The organism is Pantoea phytobeneficialis (assembly GCF_009728735.1).
GTDB lineage: Bacteria > Pseudomonadota > Gammaproteobacteria > Enterobacterales > Enterobacteriaceae > Pantoea > Pantoea phytobeneficialis.
This window is the reverse complement of record NZ_CP024636.1, coordinates 443,791-457,331: the sequence shown is the minus strand read 5'-3', so window position 1 is coordinate 457,331 and position 13,541 is coordinate 443,791. Positions and strand designations below refer to the sequence as shown.

Annotated in this window: 11 protein-coding genes; 3 read left to right on the top strand and 8 right to left on the bottom strand. The window is 57.1% G+C overall.

What is annotated here, in order from left to right; all coding sequences use genetic code 11:
- Positions 1–17 precede the first annotated feature (17 nt).
- Positions 18–1,976 (top strand): sigma-54-dependent Fis family transcriptional regulator, encoded by a 1,959-nt coding sequence (locus CTZ24_RS02000; RefSeq protein ID WP_208724657.1) that lies wholly within the window; start codon positions 18–20, stop codon positions 1,974–1,976.
- Between the two features lie 75 nt (positions 1,977–2,051).
- On the opposite strand, the gene CTZ24_RS01995 is transcribed toward CTZ24_RS02000, so the two are convergent.
- The 4 genes from CTZ24_RS01995 to CTZ24_RS01980 form a co-directional block, all read right to left on the bottom strand.
- Complete coding sequence (locus tag CTZ24_RS01995) at positions 2,052–2,732, bottom strand: SDR family NAD(P)-dependent oxidoreductase (RefSeq protein WP_208724656.1); 681 nt, start codon at positions 2,730–2,732, stop codon at positions 2,052–2,054.
- On the bottom strand, positions 2,729–3,913 hold the full coding sequence (locus CTZ24_RS01990; RefSeq protein WP_208724655.1) for a sialidase family protein: 1,185 nt from the start codon (positions 3,911–3,913) through the stop codon (positions 2,729–2,731). The genes CTZ24_RS01995 and CTZ24_RS01990 overlap by 4 nt, the downstream gene beginning before the upstream one ends.
- Before the next feature lies 1 nt (position 3,914).
- A complete protein-coding gene (locus CTZ24_RS01985; protein WP_208725483.1) occupies positions 3,915–5,336 on the bottom strand; it encodes a sodium:solute symporter family protein in 1,422 nt (473 codons plus the stop codon).
- A 344-nt stretch (positions 5,337–5,680) separates the two neighbouring features.
- Positions 5,681–6,586 (bottom strand): LysR family transcriptional regulator, encoded by a 906-nt coding sequence (locus CTZ24_RS01980; protein ID WP_021184164.1) that lies wholly within the window; start codon positions 6,584–6,586, stop codon positions 5,681–5,683.
- Between the two features lie 85 nt (positions 6,587–6,671).
- Between CTZ24_RS01980 and CTZ24_RS01975 the strand changes: the two genes are divergently transcribed.
- Positions 6,672–7,742, top strand: a complete 1,071-nt coding sequence (locus CTZ24_RS01975; RefSeq protein WP_021184163.1) for a tartrate dehydrogenase — start codon at positions 6,672–6,674, stop codon at positions 7,740–7,742.
- A gap of 174 nt (positions 7,743–7,916) precedes the next feature.
- Here the strand turns inward: CTZ24_RS01975 and CTZ24_RS01970 are convergent, their stop codons facing one another.
- From CTZ24_RS01970 to CTZ24_RS01955, 4 genes are all read right to left on the bottom strand, one after another.
- Positions 7,917–9,242, bottom strand: a complete 1,326-nt coding sequence (locus tag CTZ24_RS01970; protein WP_208724654.1) for a glycoside hydrolase family 28 protein — start codon at positions 9,240–9,242, stop codon at positions 7,917–7,919.
- 78 nt (positions 9,243–9,320) lie between these two features.
- Complete coding sequence (locus CTZ24_RS01965) at positions 9,321–10,136, bottom strand: carbohydrate ABC transporter permease (RefSeq protein WP_021184161.1); 816 nt, start codon at positions 10,134–10,136, stop codon at positions 9,321–9,323.
- Positions 10,136–11,008: a carbohydrate ABC transporter permease gene (locus CTZ24_RS01960; protein WP_013507566.1), complete on the bottom strand. Its 873-nt coding sequence runs from the start codon at positions 11,006–11,008 to the stop codon at positions 10,136–10,138. Before CTZ24_RS01960 ends, CTZ24_RS01965 begins: the two co-directional genes overlap by 1 nt.
- Before the next feature lie 57 nt (positions 11,009–11,065).
- Positions 11,066–12,406 (bottom strand): ABC transporter substrate-binding protein, encoded by a 1,341-nt coding sequence (locus CTZ24_RS01955; protein WP_021184160.1) that lies wholly within the window; start codon positions 12,404–12,406, stop codon positions 11,066–11,068.
- Between the two features lie 528 nt (positions 12,407–12,934).
- Between CTZ24_RS01955 and CTZ24_RS01950 the strand changes: the two genes are divergently transcribed.
- The gene (locus CTZ24_RS01950; protein WP_021184158.1) at positions 12,935–13,534 is read left to right on the top strand and encodes a GNAT family N-acetyltransferase; all 600 of its coding nucleotides are present in this window, start codon (positions 12,935–12,937) and stop codon (positions 13,532–13,534) included.
- Positions 13,535–13,541 lie beyond the last annotated feature (7 nt).

The following is a 13,541-nucleotide window of genomic DNA, read 5'->3' as shown; positions in this document are numbered from 1 at the left end:
CATCACCGGAGTGCGTTATGCGATCTCTGAACGACCGCTTGCCGTTTAAAGATGAAAGCGATCCGATCTTCAGTCTGCCAGGCGGCGCGGAAGTCGGCGAGTGGGATAATTTGTTGTGGCAGGGCTGGCACAGCTTTCAGCGCGGTGAGCAACCCGGCTGGATGCGGCGCAGCATTTTGCAGTCGTGGCAACGCTCGCAGCAGCGCGGTACCGATCCGGAGGATTTTACCTATATCGCCCCGCCCGCTGAGGAGCTGGCCGCGATTCTCGAACACAACGCCGAGTTGATCCTGGTTGCGCGCAGCATTATGGAGAACCTGCTGGCCTATAACCCGGATGGGCATATCAACCTGACCGATGCGCAGGGTGTGACGCTGCATTTCTGTGGCGCGGATATGACGCCTGTCGGCAGCATTCTGCGTGAAGAGGTACTGGGCACCAACTGCACGGCTCGCTGCCTGATTGAACAACGGCTGGTGTATGTACTGAGCGGTGAGAACTGGAAATTCGATCTGCGTAAACGCCATCGACAATGCGCTGCCGCTCCGGTGCGTGATGCCAGCGGTCAGTTGATTGGCGTGCTGACGCTGACCGCCACCCCCGATAACTTCAATGCACACACGCTGGGTACGGTGCAGGCGGCGGCAGAAGCGGTCGGACAACAGTTGATGCTGCGCCGTCTGCTGGCCGAGCAGCAGTCGATCCTTGAAACCCTGAATGAAGGGGTGATCGTCTGCGATCGCCACGGTCGGATCAAAACCCTGAACCGTTACGCCCGACAGATCTTTAGCGGGTTGGATCCTGATGCCGGGCCGATCGATGTGTTGTTGCAGCCGCAGGGAGCATCGCTGCTGACCATGCCATTCTGCAACGACCGCGAGCTGCAATTTATGCCCGATGGCGTGCAGTCGATCCCTTGCCTGATTTCGCTGATGCCCGCACCGGATGGGGGACGCGTGTTATCACTGCGCGAGAACCAGCGTATCCGCGCCATTACCCGCCGAGTGATGGGAGTCAGCGCCAGTTACACCTTTGAGATGATTCGCGGCCATGCGCCACGCGTGATGCAGGCGATTCAGAAAGCACGCGCCAGCAGCCGCACCGACAGTACCGTGTTGTTGACCGGTGAGAGCGGTACCGGCAAAGAGTTGTTTGCGCAGGCGATTCACAACGCCAGCCCGCGCCAGCAGGAGGCGTTCATCGCCCTTAACTGCGGTGCGCTACCGCGAGACCTGGTGCAAAGCGAACTGTTTGGTTATGTCGATGGTGCCTTTACCGGTTCACGGCGCGGCGGATCGCCAGGCAAATTTGAGCTGGCCGATGGCGGTACGCTGTTTCTGGACGAGATTGGAGAGATGCCGCTGGAGGCGCAGACCAGCCTGCTGCGCGTATTGCAGGAGAGCGAGTTGATGCGTATCGGGGCTGCCAATCCGCTGAAGGTCAATGTGCGGATTATCGCCGCCACCCACTGCAATTTGCTGGATGCCGTGGAAAAAGGCGCGTTTCGCCGCGATCTCTACTATCGCCTCAACGTGGTGTCACTGGAGATCCCCCCGTTGCGCGAGCGCCAGGAGGACATTCCCGGCCTGGTGAATACCTTTATTCTGGCACTGTGCGCGCGCCTGAAACGCATCGCGCCCCAGGTGTCGCCGGATGCAATGCGCTGCTTGCAGGCGTGGCATTGGCCGGGCAACGTGCGTGAACTGGAGAATCTGGTCGAACGCATGGTGAATCTGTGTGAGGGACTGGAGATTGGCAGACAAGACCTGCCGGATGAAATGGTACAGCGCCATCAGCCAGCCGTGCAATTGCCTTCATTGCAGGAAAATGAGCGCCAACATGTGTTGCAGGTAGTGGCGGAGCAGCAGGGCAATCTGCGCCAGTCGGCGCAACTGCTGGGGATTTCGCGCACCGCGTTGTACAACAAGCTGAATCAGTGGCAGGTGGACCTGGCATCGTTACGTCGGCGATTGTAGCGGCACGATTTATCGCGCTTTTCCGCCGCAGCATCAAATTACAGGCGCGCGATAAATCGCGCCGCTACGTTTCGGTTATGACAGGGACGCCCCGCCACATATCACCAGCTCCTGCCCGGTGATGGCATCTGCGGCGGGCGACAGCACAAATCCGGCCAACGCCGCCACTTCCTCCGGCTTGATATAGCGCCCTATCGGCGGCAGTTTTGGCGGTGAGCTGGCGCGGCCAGGTTGCAGCAGCATTGGCGTCTCGGTAGCACCCGGCGCAATCACATTCACCGTAATCCCCTGAGGCGCCAGCTCGGCGGCCCAGCTCCGTGCCATACCGACCATCGCCGCCTTGGTACTGACGTACTGGCTGCGCCCTGCTGCGCCGCGTGAGGTACGACTGCCAATCAGCAGGATACGATCGCCCCGTTGCATGCCGGGCTGCAACGCATTAGCCATGATTTGTGCCGCCTGCACATGCAGATACCACAGCCTGCTGCTGGCTTCTTCATCCAGCGCGCCCAAGGGCGCAGCCGCCATCATCCCTGCGGCATGCACCAGCGCATTAACGCCGGGCAACATCGCCAGCACCTGCTTCAGTCGCACAGCGTCAAACAAATCGACGCTGACCGAGGTAAAAGCCGGATGATCTTTTTTCACCTCGCTGCGGCTGAAGCCGGTCACCTGCCAGCCCTGCTGCAACAGATGGTCGGCAATCGCCGCACCTATCCCGGAACTGACACCGGTCACCAGCGCATGGCGGCTCATGAGACAACCCAGGATTCATCAACGCGCACGTACTTAATCGCCTGACGGAAATACGTGTAAGCAATATGCAGCGCACCGTCCTCGCTCTGCTTAATGCTGGGGTAGGAGAACTCACGGTTTAATTTCTGCTGGGAGTTGTTGGTCATGCAGTAGCCATCGCCCTCATCGAGGTTGCGCAGCCAGGGCCAGCTCCGCCCGCCATCCGCCGAGATCGCCAGCGTCATCGGCGCACGCGGCGCACCCCAGAATGCGGTGCGGCCACTGTGCACCACCGGCTCCGCCGCCACTGCGACGTCCCCTTCCTCCTCATCGTCGATTTCGTCATACAACGACAGGCGGCGCTCGCTGGCGTCTTTGGCGCTCATGGCGTTAAACACCAGCGCCAGATGGCCGTTGTGCAGCGTGGTGACCTGAATCGAGGAGTTATTATTTGGCAGTTCCGTCGCCTGCGGCGCACTCCAGCTTTCACCACCGTCATGAGAACGGCTTTGATAGATGTGATCTGCCCAGCGGCTGCGATACAACGCCAGCAGGCTACCATCCTGCAACAGGGTGATATTCATATGCACGCAGCCGAGGCTGTCCGGCACCGCCACATCGCGCCAGCTTTTGCCCTGATCGCTGGAGATTTTCACCGCGCTGACATCATCGTTACCGACCCATTTCACCCCCGGCTGGGTGCGGCAATAGAACACCGGCAGCAGCCAGTTGCCATTCGGCAGCACCACGATCGGCTGGCGGATAAAGGTACCGGGTTGATCAAGCAAGGTATCGATAGCGCTCCAGCTACGGCCAAAATCGCGTGACTGGCGATAGCGCACAATCGCGGTGTCCTGATTGCCGGACTTCTGTGCAGTCCACAACAGCCACAGCACCTGTTGCGGATCGAGAAACAGCACCGGATTTTGTTCCGATCGCGTCGGATCGTCCGACAACTTCTCTGCCTCGCTCCATTGATCGCTGCCTTTCGCCAGCCGTGAACACCAGACCGAGATATCCGCGATCCCTTCCTGCGTGCCGCCAAACCAGACGCACAGCAGGTCGCCATTCGGCAGCGGCAGCAGATTAGCAGCATGGTTCTGTGGACAGACCGAAGGCAGCATCGCGGTGAGCTGCTGCGCGTCCTGCGCGTGCGGATGAAGGTTACCGTTACGTTCGACGGTAAGGGTTAAGTCGGTCATATCAGGCTCCACTGTTTTGCATGGTTCGTTTCGGGGCATTTTTATCTTGCGTCTGGCGCGACGGGATCAGGCGGTCAATTACCATCACAATCGCCGGGGTCAGCAGTGCTACATACATGTTGTTGATACCAAATGGATCGCCCAACAAATACCACACCGACGTCACCACACAGGCGGCAATCAGCCCGGCATTTGCCCCGCGTGTACTTTTAAAGAATGGCAGGTAGAACGCGATGATAGCGACCACCGAGATCGACAGACGGATGGCACGGGTGAAGAACGACAGCTTCAGCACTTCAGGCACGAACAAAACGAAGATCAGCGGCAGGAAACCAATCACCAGCGACAACCAGCGCGTCATACGAAATTCACGCTCCGGGGTCGGATTGCGGTACGGAACATAAAAATCTTTCACCACCAGCGAGGCAATCGCCAGCGCGACGGTACTGACACTGACGAAAATCGATGCCACCAACGAGGTAGTGACAATGCCTGCCAGCCACGGGCTCATATCCTGTAAAAACACCGGCAGCGCATACAGGCTCTTGATATCAGGATGCAGGAATTTTGCCGCCACGCCGATCAGCGCGATGGCGATGGCAATCGGCATACAAAAGAAGAAGGCAACCCAGGTGGCGCGCTTCGCCGACGCGGCGTTTTTGGTGGAAGCAATCGCCTGAATCACAAACTGGGTACAGAAGATGGAACCGATGGTGCCGATCAGCCAGGCAAAAATGGTGCTGGCCCCGACGTTACCATCCCAGGTCCAGTAGAAATGTGGCATCTGTTTGATCATCGGGCTGACACCACCGGTCATATGCAGCGCCACGCCGAGAATCACCATAATACCGATGTATTTCAGGCCGCTATGCAGCAGCGTCACCCAGGCGATGCCTTTCATGCCGCCAAAGACAAAATAGAAGGTACTGACCACCGCCGTGATGAACGCAGCGGTAGTGAGATTGAGGTTCAGCACCGTGGAAATGGCCGCTGCGCCGCTGACGTAGTTACCCACGTTCACCAGCAGCAGAGCGTAAATCATGATCAGCGAGATGATGTTTTTGGTCGAGTTACCGTAACGTTCGGCAATCGCCCCGGAAATGGTGATTTTCCCGGTGTTATAAATACGTTTGACCAGCAGCATACCAAACAGCGGGAAGCCTATCGCCGCACCGATTACCGACCAGGAGGCAGCAAAACCATCCTCAAAGGCGGCCTGGGCGGTGCCGATGGTGGATTTAGCACCAATATATTCTGACATCAGCATCACCCCGACGATAAACGCCGGCATGGCGCGCGAGCCAGCCATAAAATCACCGGTGTTTTTACTGCGCAAACGCCAGGTCAGCCAGGTGGTAAACAGGATATATGCGATCACAATCCCGACAATAATCACCATCCCTTCTGTAGAGAATTGTTTCATTTCAGCCTCATCGATAACGTAGGGTCGTGGCAGGCGCTGGGCTTCACGCACGCCGTTATAGCGATGGCATTTTTCTCTTTGTGGTGTCTTTGCACCGAACGCCATCCATTGCGCATTGTGATTCATTTCAGTCAACAAAGAATGAGATCACGCAGAGAAGTGGCAATTTATAGGCGATAAGGGCAATGATTTGTTTGATCGTGCTCACAAACACTCAATATTGATTGAAAATAATCATATCGGTGATTTGCATTATCCAACGTAGCGGCGCGATTTATCGCGCGGTTTTTTATAACCAAAGGTCAAAAGAGCGCGATAAATCGCGCCGCTACGGAATGTAGCCTTTATAGCGTCTGCTGCAAAAACTCCACAAAGGCGCTAATACGTGCAGGCAGTTGGCGCTGCGGCTGCCAGACGGCAAAGATATCGCCGTCTGGCGCACTCCAGTCGGGCAATACATGCAGCAGCTCGCCGCTGTTAATGCTGTGCTGCGCATCCCACCACGAACGCAGCAGAATGCCATGCCCGTCCTGTGCCAGTTGCATCGCCACTTCACCGTCGTTGGTGACCAGGGTTCCGCGCACCTTTTGCGTCAGCTGCTGCCTGCCATCCGTCAGCCGCCACAGGGCAAAATCGCTTTCGTACTGACGCAGCAAAATACAGTTATGCTGCGCCAGCGCCGCCACGCTGTCGGGCAGGCCACAACGCGCCGCGTAAGCTGGGGCACAGCACAGCACGCGCGGATTGGTCCGTAGCTTGCGTGCCATCAAACGAGCATCCGGCGGCTCACCGACACGGATATCGATATCGATGTGCGCATCAAGGAAACTTAACGGCTGGCTGCTGAGTTGCAGGCTGAGTGACAATTCCGGGTGCAACGCCGCAAAGCGCGACACCAGCGGCGCAACATGGCGGCGACCGAACCCGAATGACGCATTGATATTCAATGAGCCGCGCAACACCGCCGTCTGGCTGCTGACCGACTCCTCCAGCTCCGCCAGTTGATCCAGCAGTGGGCGCGCGCCCTCCAGGTAGCGTTTTCCTTCCGGCGTCAGTTCCAGCCGTCGGGTGGTACGACGTAGCAACTGCACCCCCAGCCGCTGCTCCAACTGGCTCAGGCGTTTGCTCACCGCCGGTAACGAGAGTCCCAGCTCACGCGCTGCTGCCGTCAGGCTGCCAAGGGTGGCGATACGCACGAAAAACGCCAGGTCGTCGGTGGAGGTGCGCGATTCTCTACTTTTATTCAACATTGGCTTGCTGCTCAGGCTAATTATTTCCCCATGATGCAAAGTTATACTGCGGGCAGAACATCAACAGCAACCTGCGAGAGACCCTATGAGCGGCAAAACATTTAAAATCGCCGTCATCCCTGGCGATGGCATTGGTAAGGAAGTGATGCCAGAAGGCATCCGCGTGATGGACGCGGCAGCAAAAAAATTCAATATTCCGCTGGAGTGGCAATGGTTTGATTTCGCCAGCGCCGAGTACTGGCAGCAGCATGGCAAGATGTTGCCGGATGACTGGTTCGCTACCCTGCAAACCTTTGATGCGATCTACTTCGGTGCCGTAGGCTGGCCGGATGTGGTACCGGATCATGTCTCGCTGTGGGGATCGCTGTTGCAGTTCCGCCGCGAGTTCGATCAATACGTCAACCTGCGTCCGGTGCGTCTGATGCCGGGTGTCAAAGCGCCGCTGGCAAACCGTCAACCGGGCGATATCGATTTCTACGTGGTGCGTGAAAACACTGAAGGCGAATATTCCAGCGTCGGCGGCACCATGTTCCCTGGCACCGAGCGTGAAGTGGTGATTCAGGAGACGGTGATGACCCGTACCGGCGTCGATCGTATTCTAAAATTTGCCTACGAGCTGGCGCAGAAACGACCGAAAAAACACCTGACCTCGGCCACAAAATCCAACGGTATCGCCATCACCATGCCGTACTGGGACAGTCGTGTGGAAGCCATGTCAGCCAGCTACCCGGAGATTAAAGTCGATAAATATCATATCGATATCCTGACCGCTAACTTCGTGCTGCACCCGGACTGGTTCGATGTGGTGGTGGCGAGCAACCTGTTTGGCGATATCCTGTCGGATCTCGGCCCGGCCTGTACCGGCACCATCGGCATTGCGCCTTCAGCCAATATCAACCCGGAAGGGAAATTCCCGAGTCTGTTCGAACCGGTACACGGATCCGCGCCGGATATCGCGGGCAAAGGCGTCGCCAACCCGATTGGACAGATTTGGTGTGGCGCAATGATGCTGGAACATTTGGGCTATGCCGAAGCCGGTGCGGCGGTGCTGGATGCCATTGAACGCACGCTGGCGGCGGGCACCAGCCTGACGCGCGATTTGGGCGGCAAGGCATCAACCGAGGAGCTGGGCGCAGCGATTGCCGCCGCGCTGTAATCACGCGTTGTCAGCAAAAACCGCGCGATAAATCGCGCCGCTACAGCAGGGCGCGATGTTATCGTCGCGGCGTGATTTCATGATGTTAACGTAGCGGTGCGATTTATCGCGCCATTACAGCAGGGCGCGATGTTATCGTCGCGGCGTGATTTATCGCGCAAAGTGTCCATCGCCTTACGGCAAAATCTGTACCGTTTCGCTATGCCAGCCGGTCGGCAATGGCTGTGGGCGCACAATGGTGACGTTATGCAATTGCAGGTTCTCCACCCCGCGCGCATACAGGCCCGGCAGACCATGTGGATAAGCCGCTACCCCAAACGCCTGCCCGGTCTGGCTATCCAGCTTGTAGGCATTATCCAGTCCCATCCCCGTTGGTGATTCAGGATTACACGGCGGGCGCACATCGTAATATCCCTGTCCTTCAGCGGCCACCTGACGCAACTGCACGTTGCTCAGCATCACCTCGCGGATCTGCCCTGCCACCTCGCTATGCAGATTGATGGCCCCTTCCATCACGCCACTGACGTTGCTGAATTGCAGTTGTTCGATAACGCCCGGCACGATCGCCGGATCGCGGGCGCGTACCGAAACAAACAGCGCATCGGCTTTGCCCCAGTGGCAGGGTGGCGCAAGGTGGCAGGCCAGCGTCAGATTGCTGAATAACAGGCGGCGGAAACTGCCGCCATCGCGCGACAACAGGCCAATCGCCCGATTGGAGTCGAAAATGGTGCAGCCGCTGACGGTGACATCTTCCACATCATCAAAGGTTTCCGTGCCGATCTTGAACGCACAACTGTAAGAACGCAGTTGGCAATTGCTGATCATAATCTGCCGCGCTGCACGCCGCAGAGGGGCGGGTTTTTGCGTGGTTTTGATGCAAATGGCGTCATCTGCCGCACTCAGGTAGCAGTTGCTGACAAACACCGCTTCGCAGCTATCAATATCCAGCGCATCGGTATTGGGCATGGTCATGGCGTTATCAATCGTCAGGTGTTCGATATGCACATGGCGGCAGCTCACCAGATGAACCGTCCACATCGGTGCCTGCACAATGGTGAACTCCCGCAGCGTCACCTGCTCACAATCTTCAAACACGATAATCCGTGGGCGCTGAGGACGTGGCTGTCGATAACCCTGCTCATCCTTCTCGGCGGCAAACCAGGCTTCACCATCGCCATCAATCACCCCTTTACCGCTGATGCTGATATTGCGCTGGCCGACCGCATACAACAGCACATGCTGTGACAGCTCGGCCTGACTCTGCGCCAGACAGCGTTGATAATCCTCGACACTTTGGCTTGCCAGCAAGGTGGCCCCCGCCGCCAGATGCAGGTTGAGATGGGAACCCAGCGTGAGGGTGCCGAGGCGATAGCGGCCCGCTGGCACCGTCAGCGTCCCGCCGCCCTGCTGCGCCAGCTGATCCAGCGCACGTTGAAAACAATCAGTATCGAGGGTTTCGCCGTCAGCGACGGGGTGAAAATCAGCCAGTGAAAGGTGCATGCGGTTCTCCTGAGTTGCAGCGTAAGGCCATTGCAGCATGCACATGGCGCGAAAACCTTTCGCTGATGGACAAGGTGCTTATTTCACCGCGCCTTCGGTCACGCCACTGATAAATTTGCGCTGAAAGATGAGGAACACCGCCACCAGCGGCAGGATCACGATCATCGCGCCAGCCATCAATACCGGGATATCGATGGTGTTTTTATTCTGGAAGAACATCATGCCAATCGGCAGGGTACGCAGCTCGTCTTTGTTAACCAGAATCAGTGGGATCAGGAATTCGTTCCACGTCCAGATAAACAGCAGCAGCGCCAGGGTGGACAACGTCGGCCAGATGGCAGGCACCAGAATGCCCCACAAAATTTTGCGCCGTGACGCGCCATCCATGACTGAAGCCTCCACCAACTCGCGCGGCACCTGTTGCAGCGCCGTGGCGATCATCAGGGTGGTGAACGGCAGCGACAGCGCAATCTGCGGCAGGATCAGCGCCAGATAAGTATTGGTCAGCCCCATCCAGCGCAACTCGTGGTACAGCGGAATGATAAAGGCCTCACTTGGCAGCACCATCCCCAGACCCAGCATCGCCGCCACCACTTTTTTGCCCGGAATCTTCAACCAGGCGAAACCAAACCCGGCCAGAATGCCCAGCAGGATGCTGCTAATCACCACCGGGATCACCACCAAAACCGAGTTCATAAAGTAAACGTTGAAATGGCCCTGCTGCCAGGCGGTGACGTAGTTTTTAAAGTTGAGCGAAGATGGCAGGGTAAACACCCCCTGGAACAGCTCCATCTGGGTTTTGAATGAGGTCATCAGCGCCATCAGAAATGGCAGGATGGTCATCAGCGCGACGATCCAGATAAGCGCACGAGAAACAACTGGCGTGCCACGCATCAGTGACGCTCCCGAATAACAAAGTGAATTAACGCGTTGATCAACAACACAATCATCATACTGAATACCGCCACTGCCGAGGCATAGCCAAAGTAGTGCAGGTCGAAGCCCTGCTTATACATAAAGATGTTGGTCACCATAGTGGCGGTGCCCGGCCCACCCTGCGTCATCACATAGACCAGGTCGAAGGCTTTCAGGCTGGCGATCACCGTCAGCAGCAAGGCAATGCGCAGCTCCGGGCGCAGTGACGGCAGCGTGATGCGCATAAATTTCTGCCGCCGCGAGGAGCCATCCAGATCCGCTGCTTCCAGCAATGACGGATCCATCCGTTGCAGGCCAGCCATAAACAGCACCAGACAAAAACCAAAGAAGTACCAGGTGGCGACAAAGCCGACGGCGGGGAGCGCCCAGGTGAAGTCGCCTAGCCAGGAGATCGCCAACTGCGGCAATCCGATGGCGCGCAGGAACTGGTCAATCGGACCAAATGCCGGGTTGTACAGCCAACGCCACACCACGCCGAGTACCGCCATCGGCATGATATAAGGCAGAAAGAAGAAGATACGCAGCAGGCTGCGCTCCTTGTTGCTGCGCGTTTCATACAGGAAGCTGCACAGCAGCAGCCCAACACCAATCGGCAGCAGAGTGTAGAACAACATCAACAGCGCGTTGTTGCCCAGCGCCACCCAAAACACCGGGTCGCTGAACATACGCATATAGTTGCTGATGCCGGTAAAGATCGGCATCGAGGTACCGTCCCACTCGGTAAAACTGATGCCCAGCGACGCCAGCAGCGGCAGCAACAGAAAGACCGCGTACACCAGCACCGCGGGCAGGAGATAGAGCGCATTGCGCCAGGCAGATTTGTTCAGCATAACCGTACTCGCTTGCGGGCCTGTCTGCGGTCCGGCATCGCTGCCGGACCGGATTTATCAGTGCTTAAGGGTTTTCAGGTAACGTTGATAGTTGTTGTCGAAGTTGGTGACCATCTGGTCAGCGGTTTGACGTCCCGCCAGCAGCAGCTGCACGTTCTGGTTCAGCTCGGCGTTCATGGTCGGTGTCGCCCAGTCAACGTAGTGACCAAGGCCATCGTGTTCATTAAGCGTCACCCACACCTGATACGTTTCCGCCAGCAGCGGGTTATCCGACGGGATCTGTGCATTTTTGCTGGCACTGGCAGGCAGGAAGCCAACTTTCAGCCAGCGGTTAGCCATCTCATCCGACACGATGTAGTCGATAAACTTCGCCGCGGCATCCTGCTGTTCTTTGCTTTTCGCCGTGCTGGTGATGGAGAACGCCAGGTCAGTGCCCCCGACCATTAACGCATGCTGCACGCCCTCGCCCATCGGCATTGCCGCGAAGTGAATATCTTTGTTGTCTTTGAACTGACCGAGATACCAGGTGCCGCTCACCAGGAAGGCCGCCTGACCGTTCTGGAACAGCGTGGCAGCATCGTCATGACCAATCCCCTGGAAACCTGGGAAGAAATACCCTTTGTCATTCCAGCTTTTCATCATGTTGGCGGCTTTGACTAACTTGTCATCTTTGAAGGTGCCGCCGACATCGTAAATCAGGTCATCCAGTTTTTTGCGATCGCTGCTTTCGATCTGCGCTTCCCAAAGGGTACTGAGCAGTTGCTGCCCCATATTGCCGTCCAGCAAACCCAGCATCATCGGCGCGGTGCCCTGCGCTTTCAGTTTTTCCATTGCCTGTTCCAGCTCCGGCAGGGTTTTTGGCACCGCAATGCCGGCTTTATCCAGCAACGCTTTGTTGTAGTACAGACCGACCATTTCACCGAGGCTGGCAACGCCGTACAACTTGCCGCTACCGAAATCCTGGGTATCAGACCAACGGTTGCGTTTCAGAATCGAATCCGGGAAGCGCGTGGTCCAGCCGTAGGTTTTGGCGTAATCATCCAGCGGCCAGAGTAATTTGTCTTTGACCAGCGATCCCATATCGCCGCCGCCCTGGTTGACCTGCGCAATCTGCGGGCCATCACCGGCGGTCAGCGCCAGTTTGAGCGGGATGCGGGTATCTTCAAAGGAGTGCACGGAACGCTGGATGACAATGCCCGGATTTTTTTGCTGGAACGCTTTAATCGCCTGATCCACCGCTTCGGTCTGCTGTGGATAGTTATAAATGTCCCATTCGTTAAGGGTCACGCTGGCGGCCTGCGCCATCGATGCGCCGAGCAGTACCCCAGCGGAAACCAGACGAGACAGGGTGCGCAGAGAGCGATGGAAGTACTGCGAACGTACGGTTGACTCACACATAATGCTCGGTTTCTCCAACAGATGACTGGCATCCCTTCATCTCGACACCCGCAGATCCCGCAGGTTGATTCAGCAGAAATATCGCGCTTATCCATACTTACTTTATGAACAAAAGAAAGTCAAACCTGTGCGGCGCGGAATTTTTGCTCTGTGATGCAGTGCAAAAAGTGAGAAGAAAGGCCCGTCGATCAGCAGAGAATGCTGCTTAATTCAGCAAGAATTGGCGGTAATCAGCCTGTCAGCAATGATGACCAGCATAAATCACTCGTGATTTTGCCAGCCATTAAGCCACTGATAGAGCATATGAAAATCGTATAGTTATGACGAAGAAACGAAGGGGAATGGGTACAAGGCCCGCGCAGCAAGGACCAGCCAGCGCATTTTAGCGCGACTGTCATCGCATCAGTCATGCGCTGCGGTTATGCTTCTGTGCCGCTTTGCGGGATGACGCAATTATTACACCTTGAAAACTAAGTCAGCTTTCATTACCGTAAAAACTGTTCATCTCCTGACCACAGAGGCTCCACCATGACGGCTGAAGGTGTTATTCGTCACGCCACCGAGGCGGATTTTCCCGCGCTCTCGCGTATTTGCTTAGAAACCGCCAATGCGGGAAAGGATGCGACGGCGCTTTATTCCGATCCCGCCCTGCCTGGCCTGCGCTTTGTGATCCCTTACGCGCGCTTCGTCCCTGAGTTTGCCCTGGTGCTGGAGCAGCACGGCGAGGTGGTGGGCTACGCCGTAGCGGTGCCGGATACCCGCACGTTTGAGGCCATCCTCAATCAACAGTGGTGGCCGATGTTGCAGACGCAATATCGCGCCACTCCCGCCAGCGCACCACTCGACAGCAAAGTGCTGGATGCCATCCGTCAGCCGGATGCCGCCGCCGAGCAACTGGTAAGCCAGTGGCCTGCGCATCTGCATATCAATCTGTTGCCTGTGGCACAGCAAGGCGGTTGGGGACGTAAGCTGATCGAGCAATTGTTGACGCTGCTGCGTCAGGCCGGCGTTTCCGGCGTACATCTTGGCGTCAGCCTGCAAAACGAGCAGGTGTGCGGTTTTTATCAGCGCCTTGGCTTTACGCCTATCGTGCGCAGCAACGCCATCTATATGGGCCAGTTACTTTAAGCGAGAC